At 46.8% G+C, this 23,296-nt stretch carries 18 protein-coding genes; 11 read left to right on the top strand and 7 right to left on the bottom strand.

Annotated elements, in window-relative coordinates; all coding sequences use genetic code 11:
• Positions 1-24: 24 nt before the first annotated feature.
• Genes ESB13_RS08445 through ESB13_RS08425 form a run of 5 tightly spaced genes read right to left on the bottom strand, consistent with a single transcriptional unit; the run spans position 25 to position 5,078 of the window.
• The gene (locus ESB13_RS08445) at positions 25-1,170 is read right to left on the bottom strand and encodes a glycosyltransferase (protein WP_129002560.1); all 1,146 of its coding nucleotides are present in this window, start codon (positions 1,168-1,170) and stop codon (positions 25-27) included.
• 9 nt (positions 1,171-1,179) lie between these two features.
• Positions 1,180-2,298, bottom strand: a complete 1,119-nt coding sequence (gene wecB, locus ESB13_RS08440; RefSeq protein ID WP_129002559.1) for a non-hydrolyzing UDP-N-acetylglucosamine 2-epimerase — start codon at positions 2,296-2,298, stop codon at positions 1,180-1,182.
• On the bottom strand, positions 2,288-3,436 hold the full coding sequence (locus ESB13_RS08435; RefSeq protein WP_129002558.1) for a glycosyltransferase: 1,149 nt from the start codon (positions 3,434-3,436) through the stop codon (positions 2,288-2,290). The genes wecB and ESB13_RS08435 overlap by 11 nt, the downstream gene beginning before the upstream one ends.
• On the bottom strand, positions 3,433-4,155 hold the full coding sequence (locus ESB13_RS08430) for a class I SAM-dependent methyltransferase (RefSeq protein ID WP_129002557.1): 723 nt from the start codon (positions 4,153-4,155) through the stop codon (positions 3,433-3,435). Before ESB13_RS08430 ends, ESB13_RS08435 begins: the two co-directional genes overlap by 4 nt.
• Positions 4,156-4,172: 17 nt before the next feature.
• Positions 4,173-5,078, bottom strand: a complete 906-nt coding sequence (locus ESB13_RS08425) for a class I SAM-dependent methyltransferase (RefSeq protein ID WP_129002556.1) — start codon at positions 5,076-5,078, stop codon at positions 4,173-4,175.
• A 72-nt stretch (positions 5,079-5,150) separates the two neighbouring features.
• On the opposite strand from ESB13_RS08425, the gene ESB13_RS08420 reads away from it, so the two are divergent.
• Positions 5,151-6,152: a glycosyltransferase family 2 protein gene (locus tag ESB13_RS08420; protein WP_129002555.1), complete on the top strand. Its 1,002-nt coding sequence runs from the start codon at positions 5,151-5,153 to the stop codon at positions 6,150-6,152.
• Here the strand turns inward: ESB13_RS08420 and ESB13_RS23750 are convergent.
• On the bottom strand, positions 6,149-6,325 hold the full coding sequence (locus ESB13_RS23750) for a hypothetical protein (protein ID WP_164974139.1): 177 nt from the start codon (positions 6,323-6,325) through the stop codon (positions 6,149-6,151). The genes ESB13_RS08420 and ESB13_RS23750 overlap by 4 nt on opposite strands.
• Before the next feature lie 199 nt (positions 6,326-6,524).
• Here ESB13_RS23750 and ESB13_RS08415 point away from each other — a divergent pair, with 199 nt between their 5' ends.
• Positions 6,525-8,939 carry an outer membrane beta-barrel family protein gene (locus tag ESB13_RS08415; RefSeq protein WP_129002554.1) on the top strand — a complete coding sequence of 805 codons (2,415 nt, stop codon included), beginning with the start codon at positions 6,525-6,527 and terminating at the stop codon, positions 8,937-8,939.
• A 207-nt stretch (positions 8,940-9,146) separates the two neighbouring features.
• On the opposite strand, the gene ESB13_RS08410 is transcribed toward ESB13_RS08415, so the two are convergent.
• Positions 9,147-9,836, bottom strand: coding sequence for a phosphatase PAP2 family protein (locus ESB13_RS08410; protein ID WP_129002553.1), 690 nt, complete (start codon positions 9,834-9,836; stop codon positions 9,147-9,149).
• A gap of 487 nt (positions 9,837-10,323) precedes the next feature.
• On the opposite strand from ESB13_RS08410, the gene ESB13_RS08405 reads away from it, so the two are divergent.
• The 9 genes from ESB13_RS08405 (at position 10,324) to ESB13_RS08365 (ending at position 23,294) form a co-directional block, all read left to right on the top strand.
• Positions 10,324-10,740: an EamA family transporter gene (locus ESB13_RS08405; RefSeq protein WP_220399574.1), complete on the top strand. Its 417-nt coding sequence runs from the start codon at positions 10,324-10,326 to the stop codon at positions 10,738-10,740.
• 12 nt (positions 10,741-10,752) lie between these two features.
• A complete protein-coding gene (locus ESB13_RS08400; RefSeq protein ID WP_129002552.1) occupies positions 10,753-11,430 on the top strand; it encodes a response regulator transcription factor in 678 nt (225 codons plus the stop codon).
• Positions 11,427-12,722 (top strand): sensor histidine kinase, encoded by a 1,296-nt coding sequence (locus ESB13_RS08395; protein WP_164974138.1) that lies wholly within the window; start codon positions 11,427-11,429, stop codon positions 12,720-12,722. Before ESB13_RS08400 ends, ESB13_RS08395 begins: the two co-directional genes overlap by 4 nt.
• Before the next feature lie 227 nt (positions 12,723-12,949).
• Positions 12,950-13,417, top strand: coding sequence for a MarR family winged helix-turn-helix transcriptional regulator (locus ESB13_RS08390; protein ID WP_129002550.1), 468 nt, complete (start codon positions 12,950-12,952; stop codon positions 13,415-13,417).
• A gap of 35 nt (positions 13,418-13,452) precedes the next feature.
• Entirely contained in the window at positions 13,453-15,228 is a 1,776-nt protein-coding gene (locus ESB13_RS08385) for an ABC transporter ATP-binding protein (RefSeq protein WP_129002549.1), read from the top strand.
• A gap of 2 nt (positions 15,229-15,230) precedes the next feature.
• Positions 15,231-17,255 (top strand): ABC transporter ATP-binding protein, encoded by a 2,025-nt coding sequence (locus ESB13_RS08380; protein ID WP_220399573.1) that lies wholly within the window; start codon positions 15,231-15,233, stop codon positions 17,253-17,255.
• A gap of 261 nt (positions 17,256-17,516) precedes the next feature.
• Positions 17,517-18,140 (top strand): RNA polymerase sigma factor, encoded by a 624-nt coding sequence (locus ESB13_RS08375; RefSeq protein ID WP_164974137.1) that lies wholly within the window; start codon positions 17,517-17,519, stop codon positions 18,138-18,140.
• A gap of 36 nt (positions 18,141-18,176) precedes the next feature.
• Positions 18,177-19,406 carry a FecR family protein gene (locus ESB13_RS08370; protein WP_129002547.1) on the top strand — a complete coding sequence of 410 codons (1,230 nt, stop codon included), beginning with the start codon at positions 18,177-18,179 and terminating at the stop codon, positions 19,404-19,406.
• A gap of 321 nt (positions 19,407-19,727) precedes the next feature.
• Complete coding sequence (locus tag ESB13_RS08365; protein ID WP_164974136.1) at positions 19,728-23,294, top strand: SusC/RagA family TonB-linked outer membrane protein; 3,567 nt, start codon at positions 19,728-19,730, stop codon at positions 23,292-23,294.
• Positions 23,295-23,296 lie beyond the last annotated feature (2 nt).

The following is a 23,296-nucleotide window of genomic DNA, read 5'->3' as shown; positions in this document are numbered from 1 at the left end:
AGCAGCAAATATAATTCAGAAGCGCTATTTACCCGGGCATATCTTCCGGTACGCCGAAAAGGTTTGCTCCGCCGCTTTTTCCCAGTTGAAATGAGCGCGGATATCGGCGCTGATGGCCGCCATATCCCGTTGCTGCCTGATTTCCGCAAGTACGCCGGCACGGATCGATGGCAGTGAAGCAGGATGTATAACAGTGGCATACTTGTCGAAAAAATAGGTCCGCACCGGGGCAAAACCATCCTGCGATACCACCACTTTACATTCATTGGCCAGCGCCTCCAGGCTTACCAGTCCCGGCGATTCCCGGAACGAAGGCAGCACATGCAGCAGCGCTCTCTTATAAAAAGCATTTACCCTGTCGTGCGGTACATGATCTATGAAAAATACATTGCCCCGCGCTTCCGATAACTGCTTTAATTTCCGGTAGTATTTTTCGTCATTCACCTTCCCGATGAATACAATGGCAATGTCGGTATCGCGATACAACGCCCTTACCAGGTTCAACTGGTTTTTGACATATTCTATACGCCCGATCTGTAATAGAAACTTTTCCGGAAGGTTATATGAGTTTAAATCATCTGCAGCAACTCCTCCATCTGCAGCAGCTTCATTATTGGCAGAGAAACTGGCAGCATTCACCACTACCTGCGTCTTTTTTTCCAGCTCAGTGAACGGCAAACCTGTAAACCTGGCCAGCTCACCAAGCTCCTCGATAGAATTGGGTAATAATATGTTGGCCGACCCGATACTTTCCCTGCAAAGACGTCTGAATGGTGCCGCCAGCATACGCGGTTTCCCGGAAATAGCGGCGCTCAATTTACTGAATCCGTTGATCAGCGTAGCCTGCCAGGGGCTTACCGGTATATTGTAACCGGCAGCGGCAGCAACGTCTTTGCCAGCCTGGTAAGTATAGTTCCAGAAGATGGTCGACAATGCGATCTTCAATTGCAACGCATTGGCTTTATTTAAAAAAGCAAGCGTTGTATCGCGGGTCGCCAGGTTAAAAATATGCACTAGATCGTAGCCTGTATGCAAGTCTTCCGGCCGGGTAACGATATCGATGGTAACCGGGAAGCTCTTTTCAAGGTGCTCCCTGGTCTTCAGCAGTTGTATAGAATCTCCGCCGATCATTGTATCATAATCCTGCCGGATGCAAAAGGCTACTTTCACGTTGCGTTATTATTTGTAGTTCAGGAGTAATGCTGTGATCTTTTGCGCACTGTTGCCGTCTCCGTAAGGATTGGCGATGCCGGCCATCCTGTTGTAAACTGCCGTATCGTTCAATAGTAGCTCGGTTTCCCCAATGATCTTTTCTTTGGAAGTACCTACCAATATCGCAGAACCGGCGTCTATACCTTCTGTCCGCTCCGTTACTTCCCGCAGCACCAGCACCGGCTTTCCAAGTGAAGGCGCTTCTTCCTGGATGCCTCCGGAATCTGTTATCACTATATAAGATCGATGCAGCAGCCATACCAGGTGCGGGTAATCCAGCGGCTCCACCAAAAAAATATTGCTGTAACCCTTTAAACGGGCAAAAACAACCTCCCTGATATTCGGGTTCAGGTGAACAGGATATACGAACTGTACATCGGGATACCTGCCCGCCAGTGTGGCAATGGCATCACAAATATCTTCAAAAGGTTTACCAAAGCTTTCTCTCCGGTGCCCGGTGATCAGTATGATCTTTTGCTCCAGGTTCAGATACTGAAAGTCCAGTTTTATTTTTTCGTCATCCTTCACACGGTCTACCGCCCATAAAAGCGCATCTATTACCGTGTTGCCTACTAAATATACCTGCTCCGTAATGCCTTCGTTCTCCAGGTTCTGCTGCGCCTTAAGCGTAGGGGCAAAATGTGTATGGCAAATGGCGCTGATCATTTTACGGTTAGCCTCTTCAGGAAAAGGAGAGTAGAGTTGGCCGCTGCGCAAACCAGCCTCTATATGCCCTACTTTTATTTTTTTATAAAAAGCGGCTAACGCCCCTATAAAGGCAGTGGTGGTATCTCCCTGCACCAGTATCCAGTCCGGAGTATAGTCTTTCAGAACTCCCTCCAGCATCTTTAAACCATCGGCGGTAACGTCAAACAGCGACTGGTTGGGTTTCATTAAAGACAAACTAAAGTCAAATGGTATATCGAAAAAATCAACTACCTGTGCCAGCATTTCTTTATGCTGGCCTGTCAGACATACTTTTACCTCGAATCGCTGTTGCTGGCGGCAGGCACGGATCACCGGGGCCATTTTTATGGCTTCAGGACGCGTACCAATCACAAAGAGTATGTTTATTTTATCTGTCATCTGTTGTTGTAATAAGAAGATCCAATAAGGTTGCCCCCGCATGCGGGTCGTAGAGGCGTAATGCCTGGTTCCGGGCTGCTATACCCATAGCCGGCCAGTGTTGCCGCTGTTGCCAGGCACGTTCCAGGGCCTGTTCAAAATCTGCTGTTGCCGCTTTGGGGGCTATAAAACCCGTTACCCCGTCTTCCACCCATTCCGAAATACCGCCCACATCTGTTGCTACACACGTACGGCCGCATAACATAGCCTCCACCACTACCAGCGGCATGCCTTCCAGGCGCGAAGGTAGGAGCAATAAATGATTGTTTTGCCATACCTTCCTTATATCGTTCGTATGCCCCCTTAGCACCACCTTGTCGGCAATGCCCAGATCCGAGGCCAGCCCGGCAAGCATGCCGGCATCTATACCGGTGCCATATATATTAAGTACCCAGTTCCGGTTGCGCCACACAGGCGCAGCCAATGCCCGGAGCAGCAGGTCCTGCCCCTTATGAATCACCGATAAGTTGCCGATCGTCGCAAAATGAGTGACAGGTAAGGAGGGATAGGGGATAACGGACAGGTCCGGTAGGTTTACCGGGTTGCGTATAATAGCACTGTTCGTTAAGGTAACGCCCAGTTGCTGCTCGGCCACCTGCAGGTTACGCTTCGATACAAAAAATACTTTCCTGCACAACGCATATGCCCGCCGTACCCGCTCCAGGGCAGGCGCAGGCAGCGTTTCATTGCCTTCCGAATTCAGGTGGCCTATGATAAAAAAACGATGCTCCGGGCGTATATGCCGGAGCAGCTCCTGCTCATTTTCTATGGAATAACACGTGCCGTTATATAAAATAATAGCCGGCTGATATCGGAAAACAGCAGCGTAGGGGTTGGTAAGTTTTTTCCTGATGAAGTTAACCCCTATTTGCAGGAACCGCACGATTGGCGACGCCTGGGCATTCACATACCCGGGACGAACAATCTCTTTCATGCCCAGTTGCTGTAACTCCTTTATCTTGGGGTGAACCGTTTTGGTTTCATACGACAGATGCACCAGCTTTATACCTTTAGCCAGTGCCGCCTTCGCCATCTCATACCAAAGCTCCTCACTGCCGCCCCAGGGCGTCCTGATCATCGAAATTACGGCAATGGTCATATGGCAGCCCCGTTTTTTTGAGCAAGCACTACGTTGTTCAGGTAAAGACTCTCACCCCTGGGAAGGAGCGCACCCAGCGCTATGGCTGTCAAATTAAGGATACCGTAGGTTGTAACGCGGAATACACTGCGCACCACCGGTATTTTTGCAACAAAAGGCGTAATATACTGGTGAATATAGTTGATCCATAACTGGAACACGGTTTCTACCGCATTGGCCGTTTTAAACTGCCGGGTAACGGTAAACCCGTTTTTCTCCAGTATATGCCTGATCGCAAAAGACGAATAGCGCGCGAAATCGTTCGGTACTTCATGCTCGCAGATCGCAAAAGGACAGGTGAGCAGCAAACTGCCGCCAGGTTTCAACACCCGGTTCAGCTCCTTCATAATACCGTCCAGGTTAAAAACATGCTCGAATACCTCACTGCTGAAAATGGCATCATACTCCCCGTTCGCAAAAGGCAATGTTTTACCATCATAAAAAAAGTCTATATGCTCATTTTCATGCGAATGGCCTTCATTCTGGTAGTCTACACCAATATATTGAGCTGCTTGCGTAAAAAGTGATTGATAAGGTTTGGCGCCGCAACCGAAATCCAACACCTTCCCTTGTAACGATGGCGCCAGCTCTGCAACAGAACGTAACAGACGGTTCCGCGTTAAATAAGCCGGTTGTGTAATGGAAGGATTAAACTGGTATGGAACAGATGCGGTATTCATGTTGTAAATAAAAGCAATTATTTTTTAATGAACACTGCCACAACATTACGTCCCTCGATAAAAGAAGAGAATGCCTTCAAAAACAGTTTGTATACAGGCCTCGGTATCAACTGCAGCAGCCGGGCAATACCGGTTTTGTTTTGCCGGCGGTAATGATCTATCTGTACCCGGTACCATTCTTTGGTCTCCTGCAGCGGCTCTACATAAATTTCCGATGTGGTGACCGGGAAAAAAGAAGGGATCTTCTCAAAAGTGGCCTTGTTCCACAATCCCGCATGATGCGGCGGAAGATTTAAAGTGTGATATATATCCTGCCGGAAAATATAAGGATTGTTATTGGGAACTCCGATCAGCAGCTTGCCACCCGGTTTTAATGCCCTGATAGCACTGTCGAAATAGGATTTTATATCGGTGATATGTTCCAGCACCTGGAAAGAACAAACAACATCATACTCCCCCTCGTGCGAAAGGGCATGATGTTCCAGTGTTTCATTATATACCGTCAAACCTTTGGCGGCAGCATCTGCCAGCGCCTGCGGGTTGAATTCCAGACCCCGGCAGTCAACCTGTTTGGCTTTTAATAAACCCAGAAAATAACCCGAACCACTGCCCACTTCCAGTACTTTATCTGATGATTTGATGATATCCAGCGCCTTGAGATGCTCTTTTCTTCCTTCTACATAATACCCGTTGAGATTGGTTTGCAGATCGTCATAAAAAGCCCCGTCGCCAAAAATAGAGAACGGATGATAAAACCGGTAACCGGTATCATTACAACGAAGCAACCGCACTGTAGGAACATCTTTCAGGAACCGGGTTACATCTATCCCCAGTTGCTGATATTGACCGATGATGGTGCCGGACGGTATTTCAAGTACAACAGAAGTGTGGTTGCTCTTCGTTACGGGACTTAAAGTTTCCAATGGTTAAATATATTATGTATAGTAAAATGCTGCGTAAAATAGCTATTCTTGCAAATATAATTCTCTATTCGTGTGAGTTTAAGCGTTATTATTATTAATTACCGTTCGGCCGGTCTTATTATAGATTGCCTTGAATCTGCCAGACAATTCGATAATATGGAAGCCTGGCAATGGATAATCGTCGATAATGCATCGGGAGACGATAGCAGGCAGAAAATAACCACGCGTTTTCCCCGGGTACAATGGATCGATATGGGATATAATGCCGGGTTTGCCCGCGCCAATAACGCAGGCATTCGCGCAGCCACGGGCGATACGGTCTTGCTGCTGAATCCCGATACGCTGATCAGGGACCACGCCATAGAAAAATGTTACCAGGCATTAACGGCATCCGGCTATGTAGCCTGTGGCGTTCAGCTCCTGAATGTCGATGGCTCCCCGCAGATCTCCGGTAATTTTGCCATGAAAGGCGGCTTGAACTACCTGTTGCCATTGCCCTTCCTCGGCGAATGCTTCAGGCAGATCGCTTTTGGTGTGAAACTGAAAAAGCCCAGCATTCAGCAGGCAACGGACATCGCAGAGGTCGACTGGGTGAATGGCGCTTTCCTGATGGTGAAACGAACAGCTATCGACAAGGCCGGATTGCTCGACGAAGATTTTTTCCTCTATTCCGAAGAGGCAGAATGGTGCAGCCGCCTGCGAAAAACAGGCAAACTTTGTATCTATGGCAACCTGAACGTCATCCACCTCCAGGGTAGCACCGCCAACGAAACATTTGGCTCCCAGGATCACGGGTACTATAACCTGTACGACCGCAAAGGACGCCAGATCATGATCTCCAATTTTGTACGTATCAGGAAAGAATTTGGCCTGGGATGGCTGTTTTTCATGCTCGCAATGTACCTCGCCGATATCCCCGTCTTTGGCATCGGCGCCTGTATACAGGCAATAGCAGGCCGGAAAAACCGCTATACCTTCAAACAGTTCCGCGGATTCGTTAATAACATGTTGTTCATACTTGGTAAAACAGGAACCATCGTTCGCAATAAACCTTATTTCTATAAAGTGCTTTAGTGATACAAAGCCCAGGTAAAACCGCATTCGGCCTTGTCGCCATAATCGTCCATAACCTGCAGGTTCTTTACTATATCGGCCGGAAGGTCCTGGATGGCTGCTGCCGCCTCGTCACCCAAGAACGCTTTACCGTTCAGCTTCACCCGCTTGATAGGTTCGCCCTGTACGCTCATGTTACCGCTTCATCTGCCTCCATGCCGGGAAGCTTTTTTTCGATCTCGTCCACAGCATCGCCGTCCCTTACCTTACCGCATGAGACAACAGCAGGACAAGCCGCCCGGAGAGTTTTGCCGTTAAAAGACAGGCTTCAGAGTTTCTTCAAGATTCAAAAATAGGTTTGCTTTTATAATCATAGAAGTTAACCCATCCGGTATGCGTGTATTATTAATTGCCTTATTCATTGGGCTGATGCAAACTGTCGTGTCTGCTCAAACAACAAAAATCGCGGTCTCCGGATCGCTCAGGGAAGCTGGAAACAAGCAGCCGGTGCCCTATGTTAACGTTTACCTGAAAATCGTTGCAGACAGTAGTTTTATAACCGGTACCATTACGGATGAGAAAGGCTTGTTTGCTTTTTCAGATATCAAAACCGGAAGTTATTTTTTACAGTTTGAACGTGCCGGATACAAGACTGTTACAAAAGAATTGTTTGTTGGCGCCCTAAGCAACTTCCTGGACGTAGGAGCCGTTGAGCTCTCGGCCGATACTGCGTCTCTGCAGGCGGTAACGGTATCGGCAAAAGCCAACAGGGATGGAACGGGTAACCAGATGGATAAGAAAACCTATACGGTAGGTAATAATATCAGCCAATCCGGCGGCTCCTTATTGCAGGCAATGAAAAATCTGCCTGGCATTACCGCCAGCGACGACGGTAAGATCCAGATCCGCGGAAGCGACAAAGTTGTTGTATTGGTCGATGGCAAACAAACCGCGCTTACAGGCTTCGGAGGGCAGAGCAGTCTTGATAACATACCTGCATCTTCTATCGAAAGAATAGAGATCATTAACAACCCTTCTGCCCGTCACGATGCAAATGGTGCGGCAGGTATTATCAATATTATTTATAAAAAGAACAGGCAGCAGGGACTGAATGGTAAAATAGGCTTTACAGGAGGTTTGGGAGCGCTCGGTATAAAGCAACAGAATTTGCCGGGGATCCGTCCTCAATATCAGCGGACTCCAAAACTCAACCCTTCGCTTTCCGTAAACTATAGGAAGAATAAACTGAATGCCTTTTTTCAGGGCGACTTTTTGTACACGCAAACATTGAACAAAAATGAATTCGTAGACCGTTACTATGCCAACGGCGATACCATCCGCCAGCAAACCAAAAGAAACAGGAATACCACTGTTGCTACAAGTAAAGCGGGTGTAGACTGGGAATTGGATAAGAACAATACTTTTACTATCTCAGGCCTATTCAGCAGCGAGAAGATCATCGACAGAGGCGACCAGCCTTTTTTCAATGCAGATCTTACCACCAAACGCCGCCTCTGGCAGTTCCTGGAAGACGAACTGAAAACCACCGTTACAGCCTCCGCTATTTACCAGCATGCTTTTGTACAGCCAGGACATAAGCTGAATATTGCCTATAACTACACCTTCCACCGCGAAAATGAAAAATACTTCTTCACCAACATCATGCCCGGTTATACCGGCTACGACGCATTCAAATTATTATCCGATGAACAGGTATCCGATATCACTGCCGACTATGTGCGTCCTTTAGGGCATGGCCGTATCGAAACCGGGTTGAAATTGCGTTACAGAACTATCCCCACGAATATGAAGTTCATTCCCGGGCTTAATTCACCCCTGGATACAACCGCAGGAGGTTGGGCTGATTACAGGGAAACAATTCCGGCTGTTTACGGTAGTTACGTGTATGAAAGCAAAAAACTGGAGCTTGAAGCGGGGATCAGACTTGAATACCTTGATCTTACTTATAAAGTAAATCCGGATCATGTAGTGTATAAAAGCGATGGTTATCACTACACCGAACCATTCCCTAACCTGAGGCTGGGATATAAGATCAATGAGCATCATAAGGTTTCCCTGTTTTATAACAGGCGTGTAGACAGGCCTAATGAAGTAGATATCCGTATTTTCCCGAAGTACGACGATGCAGAGATCATCAAGGTCGGTAATCCTGGCCTGCGTCCGCAATTCACCAATTCTTTTGAAGGCGGATATAAAGCAACATGGCGGCAGGGAAGTGTGTATGCCGCAGCCTATCATCGTATCATCGATGGTTTTATAGCCAGGATAGCCACTGCCCAACCCGGCAGCACGTTAATATATCATGTATTCCAGAATGCGGGTCGCAGTTATAATTCCGGCATCGAAACGATCTTTGAACAAAAACTTTCAAAACGGCTTTCCCTAAATGCGAATGGTAATATCTATCGTAATACAATTGACGCCTTTACAGTAGAAAACAAGTATCCGGTCCCTTCCATTTATACTGCTGAAAAAGAGCAACAGGTATCAGGTTCCTTTAAACTGAATGTTATGCTGCAGCTGCCAGGTAATACAGAGGTGCAAATGAGTAGTATTTACCAGGCAAAAGACCTTGTGCCACAGGGTGAAGTTGGCGCCCGCTTTTCCATTGACGCAGGAGTAAAAAGGCAAATACAAAAAGGCAGGGGCGAGTTGTTTGCAAATGCTTCCGATCTGTTCAATACCCTTCGTGTCAAACGTGTGATCAATGGCGCCGACTTTAAACTGGTAGGTGCCGACTATTATGAAACGCAGGTGTTTCGTGTAGGTTATAGTTTTAAATTTTAGACACAGGGGAGTCGTTTATTAGCAAGCTGCTTCCAGTGTAAAACGAAATGATGCATGCCGTTTCCATAAAAAAAGTCGATAGTAATACCGCTGATGTCGCAGAGCTGTTTTACAATCTATAAAACGTACAGCAATAGTCATGAAAAGTATTTTAAACATACTGAAACGCGCAGGTCATTCTCTGCACAATCTGGATATTGTTCCTGTTTAATATTGTTGGATAAGCTGGTGGTGATGTTTTTGCGTTAACTTTTTTATTCTGGGATATAAAAAATAGGATGCCTGGGTAGAAAGTATTCCTATTGCTGCGCCTGCAAGTACGTCATTCAGCCAGTGTTTGTTGTTGTACATTCTCAGATAGCCGGTTGCTGCTGCTGCCGTATAGCCGGCTACGCCATACCAGGGCGATTGGTCTTTATATTCCATTCTCATGAACTCCGCATTTGCAAAAGCGGTAGCTGTATGGCCGGATGGAAAAGAGAGATGATTGCTCCTGTCGGGGCGCATTTCGTGTGTGCCTCTCTTGACAACATAGGTGGCTGCTCCCTGGAATAAAGTGGCCATGCCAAAAATGAAAGTCCTGTCCTTGAAGCCGTTTTTCCCTTTTACTCCTGCGAAGTTAAGGCCATAAACAGCTACGGCAGGAGACCATTGGAGATAATCGTCAACGCTTACATGCCGGGCGGGATCGGCCTGCGCCACACCGTCCTGTAAATGATGGTTCCACCGTTCCAGACGAGTAATATGCATTGATGCAAACCCATAACCGAGCATGGCTGCAGGAAGAAGCAGGTTAATGGAACCTGGTTTATATAGCGTTGCAGTATCATGGCGCTGTGCAAACAATGAAATGTTCGCTGCCAGTAAAACGGAGAAGACGATTGATCTGTTTAACATGCATCAAACCTGGCAGGTGATTCTGAATTTTTTCTGAAATGACCGTTTCGAGTTGTCTTTGAATGGCTCAAGCCATTTCAGGGACGCGCTTCGGGAGAGCAGTAGTAGCCTGCTGATGCGGAATATTTCTTGAATCTGGAGAAAACCGCTGTTTTTTTAGGCGATAACTCAGAATTTCTTTAGAATTGGTTGCGATTCTGCACGCACGAAATCAATGGATCCGGAAGCCCGGGATGCTTTGCTTGTATAAAGTTCTTTCATATACACCCGGCTTAAGTGTCAATAGTTGATGCCGGGATGTTATGATCAAAGAATCTGGCTATAGTACTGTTTATTAAAATTCCGAAAAGAAACAGTGCTAAGGGACGCTGGCTTTGCTGCCAGAGTACAGATCCTGCCATACTATTTCGTTAAAAAAGCAGGCCTTGCCCGTAATGGATACGTAGCTTATAAAAAGGCATTGGGGCGAAAAGTTAAATAATATTTTATGACATGGTGGATGTATGCACTGTTGTCTGCTGTTTTTGCGGCGCTGACAGCAGTATTCGCGAAAAAGGGGGTTAGCAATATTGATAGTGACCTGGCGATGGCCATCAGAACTGTTGTGATCACTGTTATTTCCTGGGGTTTGTTTTTCTGGAAGGGAAATGTGTCGGGTATCGGCACGCTGACGAGACAAAACTGGCGCTACCTCGTATTTTCCGGATTGGCCACGGGACTTTCCTGGATCTTTTATTTTAAGGCGCTCCAAATGGGTAAAGTATCCCAGGTGGCGCCTGTAGATAAAATGAGCGTAGCCATTGCTATACTGCTGTCTGTAGTGTTCCTTGGCGAGGTGCTGACCTGGAAAATGGCGCTGGGTGCCGCTTTAATTATCGCAGGAACAATAGTGTTGATCTTATAACATCATTTCTTTATGAAGATATTGCTGGTTGAAGATGAAATAGATCTGCTGGATGAAATGGAAGCTTATTTTAAAGAGCAGGGACATTTATGTGAACGTGCCGCTGATTTTAACCAGGCGGAAGATAAGATCATCCTTTATTCCTATGATATGGTGATACTGGATATCACCTTGCCAGGGGGCACAGGCTTGCAGCTGCTTGAAATACTGAAAAAGAAAAAAGGGGAAGAGGGCATTTTAATCCTTTCTGCCCGTGATTCTCTTAAAGACAGGCTGGCAGGCCTTGATATGGGAGCCGATGACTACCTGACCAAGCCGTTTTACATGGAAGAACTGAACGCAAGGGTTAATGCCATACAACGTAGAAAGTTTTATTCAGGAAGTGCTGTTGTAAAATCAGGCACGCTCGAAATACATACCCAGCTGAAAGAAGTCTTTTGTAACGGAGAGAAAATAAATCTTACTAAAAAAGAATATGAACTGCTGTTATATTTTGTCGTTAACAAAAAACGGGTGGTGAGCAAGGAGTCGATCGCCACTCACCTGTGGGGAGATAACTACGATATGGCTGCCAGCTATGATATCATTTATACCCATACGATGAACCTCCGGAAGAAGATTATAAAGGCTTCGGGAGATGACTACCTCGAAACGGTTTATGGAATGGGCTACAAATGGGTAGAAAAATGAAATTGCTTGTTTATACTTCCAGGAATTTCCTGATCTCTACGATCATAGTCCTTTCTTCAACGGGCACAATACTTTATTTTGTGCTAAAGACGCTGATCGAAAACGAAATGCTGGAACAGCTGGATCTCCAGGCAGATATGATCGTGAACGAACTGGCGCAGGGTAGGTATGTAAATTATCCGCTGGTAGAAATAGATAAGATTAACAGGATTAGTGAAACGCCTAAGATAACAGGTGATACCCTGGTATTCGACTACGTGACAAAAGAACACGAAGATTTTAAATACCTCAAGGTTGAACGAAAAATAGGCAGCCAGCCTTATCGTATAAAAGTCATGATCATCTATATCGGTTGGCATAAATACTACCAGGTGATCTTCTTTTTGTTGTCTATAGCTGCTGTGCTGATGGCGCTGGCGGGTGTGTTGTTGAACTATGTTTTAAGCAAAAAATTGTGGAAGCCATTTTTCTTTAACCTGAAGCAATTGAATTCATACACGCTCAGCAGACCCGGGAGGGTTCACTTTGAACCATCTCATATCAGGGAATTTAATGAATTGCGTTATGCTTTGGAGGAGCTTACCGAACGAAGCAGGCGTGAATACCTGGCATTAAAAGAATTCGCTGAAAATGCCTCCCATGAAATGCAAACACCTTTAGGTATCATTCAGTCGAAGCTGGACAGGATGACTCAAATGGTTGTGGATGCAGACATGGCCGGTTATATTGTGCAGTCGAAAGCAGCTGTAGAACGGTTGCGAAGAACAATTAAAGGGTTGCTGTTTCTGGCGAAACTTGAAAACGATTCCTATGCCGATAAGGAATCTGTTTCGGTAGGGTACATGCTGCGATCACAGTTCGGACAAATGGAGGAGCTTTTTTGGGGAAAAAATATCATGGTAGATCTTAGGATAGAAGAAGCTGAAATTGTAGTGAACAGGTTTCTCCTGGAGACGGTGGTCTCAAATCTTCTTGCAAACGCCTTACATTATACTCCTCGCGACGGCAGATTAAATGTAGTGTTACATGAAAATGAAATGATATTTATAAATACAGGCTTACCACTGACCTTCCCACCCGAGCTGATCTTCGACCGTTTTAAAAAAGGAGAGCAACACTCGCAATCTACGGGGCTGGGGCTTGCTATTGTCAGGCAAATATGTATGCTCAATGGATGGAAGATAAATTACAGCTATTCTTCCGGGAACCACTCGTTTAAAATCGCGTTACAACAGGAGGTCCTCCCAGGCGCCTGTCCGGGTACCGGGAAGCATTGCACTGAAATTTGCTAAAAAAAAGAACATTTTTTTAGAGGACGCCTTAAAGCATCTTTAAAGCATCCTTAAAGCTTCCTAAGAGCTTCTTTAAAAAAGTACGTTTTTTTAGCAAACGGCATATTCTTTTTTAGCAAAAAAGAGCCTTGCTAAATTCTGTACCCCCTATCTGAGCCACCCATGTGTTAAAACCAGCAAAAAATAGTTGAATGTTTAACTATTAAGTATTTAACTTTGTACCTGATATGAGATCAAGAAAAAGCGATACACTGGCGGCATTCCTTTTTTCCATGGTGAAATTGCAGATGGAATCCAAAGTTTTCATCCGTAATAAGCTAAAGGAAAATAACATAGATCTGACATACGAGATGTTGCAGGTGCTTATTCTGTTATGGAGAAGAGATGGTGTGAACCAGCAGGAAATTGCCGGTTTCCTGCATAAGGACAAGACTAGTGTTACCTACCTGATCGATAATTTATCCAAACGGGGATTGGTGCTGCGTTCAGAAAACCCCGACGACAGGCGGAATAAACACATTACCGTTACACCGGAGGGCTTGCGTTTAAAAGAGGTGGTACCGCCCCTGATCGAAGAAATGTACGATATAGCCGGTAATGGCATTTCCAGCCTGCTCTTTAAGGAAGGTATTGAACTGTGCGAAAAAGTACGGAGTAACCTTTTAGGGAAAAAAGAAGAAAAACCACAGGATTAAAACACGAACTGCTTCAGGCAGTTTATCTATAAAATATGCACAAACTATTCACTTATTTAAGACCCTATCTTACACAGGTGTTATTGCTGATGGTGTTTGTTATCATGCAGGTGCTGGCGAATCTTTCCCTGCCCGATTATATGGCACATATCGTAAACCAGGGAATCGTAGGACAGGATTCGGCCGTTATTTATCACTACGGCATGATGATGCTGCTGGTGGCGCTTGGCGGCGGACTTTGCACCATTGCTGCAAGCTACTTTGCATCCAGGATAGGCACAGGCTTTTCCAGGGACCTCAGGAACGCGCTTTTTACAAAAATTGAAAGCTTTTCGCTGGTCGAGTTCAATAAGTTCTCCACCGCTTCGCTTATCACCAGGAATACCAACGATGTACAACAGGTGCAAACGGTACTGATCATGCTTTTCCGTATGGCCCTGATGGCGCCCTTTACGGGCATCCTCGCTATCATCAAAGCCTATCATATCGCTCCGTCCATGAGCTGGATCATGCTGGTGGCGGTTGTGGCGATCATGGTCATCATCGGCACTATTTTCGGCATTGCAGTACCCCGGTTTGCCAGGTTGCAGAAGCTGGTAGACAGGCTTAACCTTGTTACCAGGGAATTACTGACCGGGCTTCGTGTGATCCGTGCCTTTGGCCGCGAGGGCAGGGAAGAAGAAAAGTTTTCAAAGGCAAACCAGGAGCTGAAAGGCCTCAGCCTTTTTGTGAACCGGCTGATGTCGGTACTGCAGCCGTCGATGATGCTGGTGATGAGCTTTACCATGGTAGGTATTGTTTGGGCCGGAGCGCATAAAATTGATGAAGGTGTGCTTCCTATCGGTAACATGCTTGCCTTCATGCAATACGCTATCCAGGCTATTTTTGCATTCCTGCTTATCTCCGTCATCTTTATCATGATACCACGCGCTTCCGTTTCAGCCAAACGTATTGCAGAAGTATTAAATGCAGAAACGATCATTAACGACCCGGCGCAACCGGAAACTACCGGCGAACATAGCGGTAAGGTGGAATTTAAGGATGTAAGCTTTTCCTATGCCGGGGCCGAAGAGCCGGTGCTGCAGGGTATTTCATTTGCAGCGTTGCCCGGACAAACCACTGCGATCGTTGGCAGTACAGGTAGCGGTAAATCAACATTGCTCAATCTTATTCCCCGGTTTTATGATGTGACGGCAGGAGTGATCCTGGTCGATGGGATCGATGTGCGTAATATGACGCAAGAAGACCTGCGTTCCCGCACCGGTTATGTATCGCAGAAAGCGATGTTGTTCTCGGGCACTGTGAACAGCAATATCTCTTACGGCAGCACTGCCGCCAGCGCCGGGGAAATTCAGCATGCGGCAACGGTAGCACAGGCTTCATCGTTTATCGATAGCCTGGAGCAGCAGTATGAGAGTCCTATTGCACAGGCGGGCGCCAATATCTCCGGCGGTCAGAAACAGCGGCTTGCCATTGCAAGGGCTTTGGCGAAAAAGCCGGATATCTACCTGTTCGATGATAGTTTTTCGGCGCTCGATTTTAAAACCGATGCTGCGTTGCGCAAAGCCCTGCAAGCAGAGACAGCAGGCAAAACTGTAATTATTGTTGCCCAGCGTATCAGCACCATTATGAACGCGGAGAAGATCCTGGTACTTGATTGTGGTAAGATTGTAGGTGAGGGAACGCATGCGGAACTGCTGCGTCGTTCGCCGGTATACCGCGAAATAGCGTCGTCTCAGTTTTCGGAACAGGAACTGTCGCAGTTCCTTGACGAACCTGGCCAGGCTTCATCCTCATCCATTAATCAGTAACCATGCAAAAAGAGAAAGGAAATATATCAAATCAACCTGCGCCACCCATGGGGGGCATGGGAAGAGGCCGGGGACCTATGGCTGGTTTGGGCGGTCCTGCCGAAAAGCCGAAGAACTTCAAAGGCACTATGCGTTCACTGCTCCGGTATATGAAACCTTACCGGGCAACTATTATAGTAGTTGTAGTGATCGCCATTGCCAGTACAGCGTTTACAATCGTGAGTCCCAGGATCCTTGGTAACGTCACCAATAACATATTCACGGGTTATGTCAACAGGAAGTTTTACGATGAAGTAATGTCGCACCTTCCGGCAGGTACGCAGTTGCCGCCGGGAACTACTGCCGGCGCAATGATAGATAAACTGCCGGCCGGAATGATCGGAAATATCCCGGCTGCACAACGCGATACGCTGCGCGGTCTCGACCTGTCGCGGCGGCCGGGTATCGATTATGGCGCCATTTCAGAAATGATCCTGCTGCTGGTGGGGCTTTATCTTATCAGCGCCTTGTTTAGTTTTATTCAGGGAAGGATCATGGCCGGTATCTCGGAAAAGGTGTCGTTTCATTTACGCCGCGATATTGCTGAAAAGATCAACCGTCTTCCTCTGCGTTATTTTGACAGCCGCACGCATGGCGAAATATTAAGCCGGGTCACCAACGATGTAGACACCATCAGTCAAACGCTGAATCAGAGCCTGATGCAACTGGTGTCGGCGGTAACCATGCTCATTGGTATCCTGGTGATGATGTTTACCATCAGCTGGCAGATGACCATTGTGGCATTGATAGTATTACCTGTCAGCATCAGGCTTATCCGCCTGGTTGTGAAGAGATCCCAGGCTCATTTTGTTGCGCAGCAGGTTTCATTGGGTAAGATCAATAGTCATGTGGAAGAAATGTTTTCGGGGCATAACGTCATCAAAGCATTTAACGGAGAAAAACATTCTATCGCAAAATTTAAAGACATCAATGGCGGGTTATATGGAAGCGCCTGGCGTGCACAGTTCTTCTCCGGGCTTTTAATGCCCGTCATGAACTTTGTGGGCAACCTGGGATATGTAGGTGTGGCGGTACTTGGCGGCTGGCTGGCCATCAGGGGCAAGATCAGGATTGGCGATATCCAGGCTTTTATCCAGTATATGAACCAGTTTACACAGCCTATTACACAGGCTGCCAACACTGCCAACGTTTTGCAGTCTACTGCCGCGGCAGCAGAGCGTGTTTTTGAGTTTTTGTCGGAAAAGGAAGAAACTGCGGAAGAGGCCATTCCTGCAAAAATAGCAGATGTGAAAGGCGCAGTTACATTCGATAATGTTGTATTTGGCTATACCCCGGATAAAACGATCATTAAAGGGTTTACCACGCAGGTGAACCCAGGACAAAAGGTGGCGATCGTTGGACCTACCGGCGCCGGCAAAACCACTATCGTAAACCTGCTGATGCGTTTTTACGATGTTGATTCGGGCGCTATTACAATAGACGGCGTGAATATCAGGAATATGAAACGTTCCGGTCTGAGGGCGCTGTTTGGCATGGTGCTGCAGGATGCGTGGCTCTTCACAGGGTCTATTGAAGAAAATATTGCATATGGTAAAAACGGTGCAACACATACAGAGGTGCTGGCCGCAGCGGAAGCGGCACATGCCGATCATTTTATCCGTGCTTTACCCGGCGGTTACCAGATGCAGTTGAATGAAGAAGCTGATAATATTTCACAGGGTGAAAAACAATTGCTTACCATTGCCCGCGCGATGCTTGCAGATGCCCCGATGCTCATCCTCGATGAAGCAACCAGCTCAGTGGATACCCGTACCGAACTACTTATCCAGCAGGCGATGGATAAACTGATGCAGGGCCGTACCAGCTTTGTTATTGCGCACCGGCTTTCTACGATCAAAAACGCCGATCTTATCCTGGTCATGCAGGATGGTAATATTGTAGAGCAGGGTAAACATGACGAACTGCTCTCTCGTAATGGCGAGTATGCTGCCTTGTATAATAGCCAGTTTGCAGGAGCTGCCGTGTAATTTGCCATATCCGGTATTTGTTATGAAGAGAGGCCGTATCATAAGTGCGATACGGCCTCGTTTTTCTCGGGTACCTGATGGAGAAGGGTTCCCGTTTAAGCAATTCTCAGCGGCTATTTTTATTTATGAGCCACTCTCTCTTCATATAATAAAAAGCTGCAACATTTGGGTGCCACTTTATACATGCTTGTTGCAACAAACAATATCCTGCTTTTGACAATTTTATTTTATTTTGCGTTTCACGCTTTAATAGTCAGCATATTGTCCATTGAACAACCATACCACGGGAAGGAACTGTTACGGCGTATTGCGGAGGGAGACCAACTGGCATTCAAACAACTAGTGCAACAGTGCAATAGTATGGTTTACCGCTTTGTTGAAACGCATATTACAGTTAAACAACCAGAACTGATAGAAGAAGTTGTATATGATGTATTCCTGCAACTTTGGCTCACGCGTGAAACACTTCCTGCCATCCTCAATTTTGAAAACTATCTCTTCATCCTCGCCCGTAATAAGGGATTCAATGCCCTGAAGAAAGAACTGGGCGAAATGGCCCGCCGCAAACACTGGGAGGGAGGATCCGTTGCGCAGGGCGATGGGGAACAACTGGCGCTCGAAAACAAGGCGCTTGGCCTTATCGATGAGGCCATTGCTACCCTGTCTGAACAGCAGCGGAAGGTATGGGTCATGAGCAGGAGAAACGCCCGTACCTATGTTCAGATCGCAACTGAACTGGGCATTTCCCGCGAAACTGTTAAAAGCTACCTGCAGGCTGCCAACCTCTCAATCAAAAAGTATGTGGTAAACCACCTCGAAGATTTCCCTGATGCGGTGCTGGTACTTTTTTTATTTTTTTTGGAAGCCAGGCACCCCCTATTGTAAAACAGTATTGTCTTTATAATAAAGCAGTGATCCGTAATGAATTTATCTCAGCAAAGATTAGTGGAGTTATATAGGAAAAGGGTAGCAGATACCCTTTCTGAGGCGGAAGCTGAGGAGTTTTATCTCTTGCTTACAGGCCCGGGATCGGAGCAGCAATTGTCGGCAGTGCTGTACGAAGGATGGAAGCAGGTTGTATCGGAACACAACAGTGCAATAATAAACTCCCGTCTTTCAAAAAAGCAGATCGATGCTCTTATCAACTCGTTTCCTGTAAATGAAGCAACCGGTGAATATAGCGATGAAGCGCCGGCTGCAGGCAGCCGGGTAACCTTCATGCGCAGGTGGTGGACCGCAGCGGCGGCAGTGCTGGTGCTGACGGCAGCTTTATGGCTCGCAGTTTCGCAAATGAATAGGAACAACACCCCTGTAATAGCGGGTAAGAGTGCGGGAATTGCACCGGGCAAAGACGGTGCTGTACTTACGCTTGCCGACGGTACACAAGTGTTGCTCGATACCATTCAGAATGGCGTGGTGGCCCATCAGGCAGGTGCCGATATCCGTATCGCCAACGGGGTATTGTATTACGAGGGCACCTCGTCGCAGTTGCTTTATAATACCATGCATACGCCTAAAGGCCGTAAATACAACATTACTTTACCCGATGGAACGCTGGTGTGGCTGAATTCAGGCAGTTCCATACATTACCCGGTTGCTTTTAAAGGTAAGGAGCGCAGGGTGGATATAACGGGAGAAGTATATATGGAAGTCGCAAAACATAACGATCCCGCCACAGGCAGCCGCATTCCGTTCCTGGTAAATATCAATAATAAAGCTGTACTGGAAGTGCTGGGCACTCATTTTAATATCAATGCCTACGATAATGAGGCAACTATCAATACCACTTTACTGGAAGGGAAAATAAGGCTGAAAAAAGAGCAGGAGCAGGTATTGCTGGAACCCGGGCAGCAGGCGCAGATAGAAGCCGGATCGGCAGCGCCTGTAAGGCTGATAAAGCATGCAGATGTAGAACAGGTAATTGCCTGGAAGAACGACCTGTTTAATTTTGAAGGCGCCAGCCTCGAAGAGGCGATGCGCCAGCTGGAACGTTGGTACGATATAGAAGTCAGTTATAAAAACGGCATACCCGATGTAAGGCTGAGAGGCGAAATGACAAAAGGAGTGCAACTGAATCAACTGCTGGTAGCCCTGGAACAACTGGGGCTACGTTATAAGCTGGAAGGTAGAAAGCTCATTATCCTACGTTAATCACCATTTGAATAATTCTGTGAATAATTCCCCGGCATGCTGATGAAGGCATGTGTATTGTCTTGCCATTAAACCCATAAAAGATAACGGCGGCACAACAATGCCCGCATAAACATAACTGTCAGCAGAAAAAAAGCCGGAAGCGATTAGGCCCGCTCCCGGCAGCAGTTTCAGCTGGCATTAAATAGAGGTGAAGCTCAATTATTCAACAACCAAAACTTACCTAAAGGTATGCAAAAAACTGTTTCAGGGGCTGCTGCACCCCGGGATGTACACCATTGTACTGCCCGGTACGGAGCCCTAACCAAAATGTTGCTCGTGATGAAGCTGACTATTGTGTTTGTGTTTTTAGCATTCGTGTCCGTTCATGCAGAAGGAACGGCACAGTCTGTAACGCTCTCCGGCAAAAATCTGACTTTAAAGCAGGTCTTCTCTGCTATCAAAAAGCAGACAGGGTACGTTTTTCTTAGTAATGAGAAAGTGTTTTCCGACAAGAAAACTGTCTCTCTTAACCTGGTGAATGCACCCATTCCCACAGCGCTCGAAGAAGCGCTTCGAGGCAGACCTTTCCGTTTTAACATCATGGATCAAACCATTGTGATCTATGAAAAAAAGTCGGATGTTGTTTCCGGAATGATGCCGCTGGAAACTGCCGCAGCAGGAACTTACAACTATATGCCGCCGCTGCGTATCAGGGTTATCGACTCGGTTGGTAATCCGCTTGCAGGCGCAGCTGTGGTCCTCAACGGCGCACGCAAATCGGGTGATACAAACCCCGAAGGGTATTTTACCACCAATGCTGTTGCCGGCGATGAACTCACCATTTCCTTTATCGGGTACCAGACCCGCAAGATCACCGTTACGGAAGAACATCTGAAAACAGGTGCCGTTACTTTTTTTCTTCGCCAGGATGCAGGAAAACTCGATGAAATTAATATCGTTGTCAATACTGGTTACCAGTCGCTGCCGCGTGAAAGGGCTACCGGCTCCTTTGGTATTGTTACCAGCAAGCAGCTTGAAAAGGTGCCCGTGACCAGTCTCCTTGAACGTATACAGGGACTGGTGCCGGGCGTGGATGTTTCTACCAAAACAACCGCCGGTAAATCACGTAATGGTACCGTTAAGATCCGCGGCCTTTCCACCATTGTCAGTTCTTATACAAAAGTTTCCACCGATCCACTGCTGGTTATCGACGGATTCCCTTCACAACTCTCTATTTCCGGTGGTGCGCTCGATTATATCAACCCGGACGATGTGGAGTCTATCAGCTTTTTAAAGGATGCGGCGGCAGCTTCTATCTGGGGTATGCAGGCTGCCAATGGCGTAATCGTCATCCAAACGAAACGCGGTGCGCTCAACAAAAGAACAGTTCTCAACTTTGCCACCACCATAGGTACCAGCGCCAGGCCTTCGCTGGACTATGGCACTCGTATGAGTGTCCCTTCTTATATCGAACTGGAAAAAGAACTTATTCAAAAAGGTCGTTTGCTCGATCCGCTGCCCTCCAGTAATCCCGGCGCTTATTACCCTGAGAACATCAGCCAGGCGCAGGAGATCGTATATCGCTTCAGGCGCGGTACTATCACCGAAGCGCAGATGAACCAGGAACTGGCTACCCTGGGTAAAAATGATAACATGTCGCAGATGGAAGATTATATGCTGCAATCACCCACTACCCGCCAATACAATCTGTCGCTCTCTGGAGGAGGACCTACCAGTTCCTATTTCCTGTCGGGCTATATGTATAAAGACGACCGGGTTTACGCCGCAAATAACAACCGTGGTTATTCGCTCAAGGCCAATAATACTTCAAGTTTACTCGACGGCCGTGTTACCATTACTTCCGATCTCACTTTCAGCAATACAAAAGATAAGATAAATGGCGCCGCAGTAAAAGCTATGAGCGTTGTGTCGGGTGGTATGCGTCCTTACGATATGCTGAAAGATGCCAATGGCAACAATATATATTACGACCTGCTGGTGATACCTAAAGTGTCGCGATTACTGGAATCACAGGGATACCAGTCATTCCTGTATTCTCCTGTCGATGAGTTGAATTATAGTAATACCGTTAACAATGGTCATAATTTTTCAATGAACCTGGGCGTTAATGCAAACATTACACCTTGGTTAACGGCTAATGTATCGGGTAATATCGGACGTGTTTTTTTCGAGGGCGACAATTACTGGGACCCCGAAAGTTATGATGCCCGTATTATGGTCAACAAGGCTACCTCCGTTAACAGTACCGGTGGACTGGTATACGGCATTCCGGTAGGAGGAAGGCTGGAACTGATCAATAACAGCAGCCGTTCCTATAATGTCCGCGGCCAGTTGAATATGAACAAAACCTTTCATGATATTCACCAGGTAAGTGTACTGGTGGGTACCGAGATAAGAGAAGTATATACAAAAGGAAGCAGTGAGTTACGCTATGGTTACGATAAGTCTATTAATACCTTCCGTTCCGTAAATCCTTCTGCAACGTATAGGGATATTTACGGCATTAACCAAACCATTGGCGCTACCAGCAGGCCTGTGACCGAGAAAACAACACGTGCGCTTTCTCATTATGCCAACGGTTCTTATACCCTGATGGGCAAATACATCCTTTCAGGAAGCGCGCGTTTCGACGACTACAACCTGTTAGGGGTAGATCGCCGTGACCGGGCATTACCACTGTGGTCGGGCGGGTTAAGATGGGATATCGGTAAGGAAGATTTCATGAGGAACATCAAATGGATCAACAGGCTGGCATTCCGTGCTACCTATGGCATCAGCGGTAATGCTCCCCAGGGCTTTGCACCGGTTACCGTTATTGGTTTGTTGGGCGCCGACTTTTATACAGGATACAACTACGCGAATATTAGTTCGCCGGCAGTTCAGAACCTTGGCTGGGAAAAAACACGCATGACCAACTTTGGAGTGGACTTCTCTTTATTCTCCAACCGTTTCAGCGGATCGGTGGAGTATTACCGGAAAAGATCTACCGATATCATCTGGAACCTGCCCATTAACGGAACCTATGGTTTCAGCAATTTAGCTTTCAATACGGCAAACCTCAACGGAGATGGTGTGGATGTTGGCTTGAATGTAGGCATTATCAATTCTAAAACAGTGAACTGGACCAGTACCATCAATGCTTCTTACAATACGAATGTTATCCGCGATTCAAGGTTTGAAGGGCCTACTACCAGTTTTGGCAGCGACTACCTGTATTCCGGTTATCCTTCTGATTATCTGTTCTCCTTTGCATGGGCAGGACTTGATAAAACCGGCCAGTCTTTGATAAAAGATCCTAAAAACGCAGAAAAGACCTATACCGTCAATGAATATCCTTTCCAGGATATCCGTGTTTATTCCGGCCGTTCTACTTCCCCCTGGCTGGGCATGTGGAGCAATACGGTGCGTTATAAAGGGCTGGAACTGAATGTACAGTTGTATGGTGTGTTTGGTGGCGTATTCCGTAAACCTTCTATCGAGAATATCGGGTTTACCAATAACCTTTTTGTAGGCAGAACTGGCGACATGGAGTATCGCTGGAGACAACCGGGTGATGAAGCTAAAACCAATATTCCGGGTCTTGAATTTGGTGCCGGAACAAATTACAATCTCAGCATCGAACGTTACAGGAACTCCGACCTGCTGATCCGCAGCCGCAGCAATATCCGTCTGCAGCAGATCTCCTTATCGTATGAAGTGCCACAGCACCTGATCCGGAAGGTCTATTCTAAAAGCTTAACGGTAAGCATTATAGCGCGTAACCTGGGTATGCTATGGGCTGCCAATAAAGAAAAGCTCGATCCGGAGTACCTGTACACAACAGGGCAGAACTACCAGTTGCCTCCGCTGGCAGCTTATTCGTTCAGGCTTTCATTAAATCTTTAATC

This window comes from Filimonas effusa (assembly GCF_004118675.1).
Classification (GTDB): domain Bacteria; phylum Bacteroidota; class Bacteroidia; order Chitinophagales; family Chitinophagaceae; genus Filimonas; species Filimonas effusa.
The sequence above is the reverse complement of the archived record's forward strand: the minus strand, read 5'-3'. Positions and strand labels throughout refer to the sequence as shown.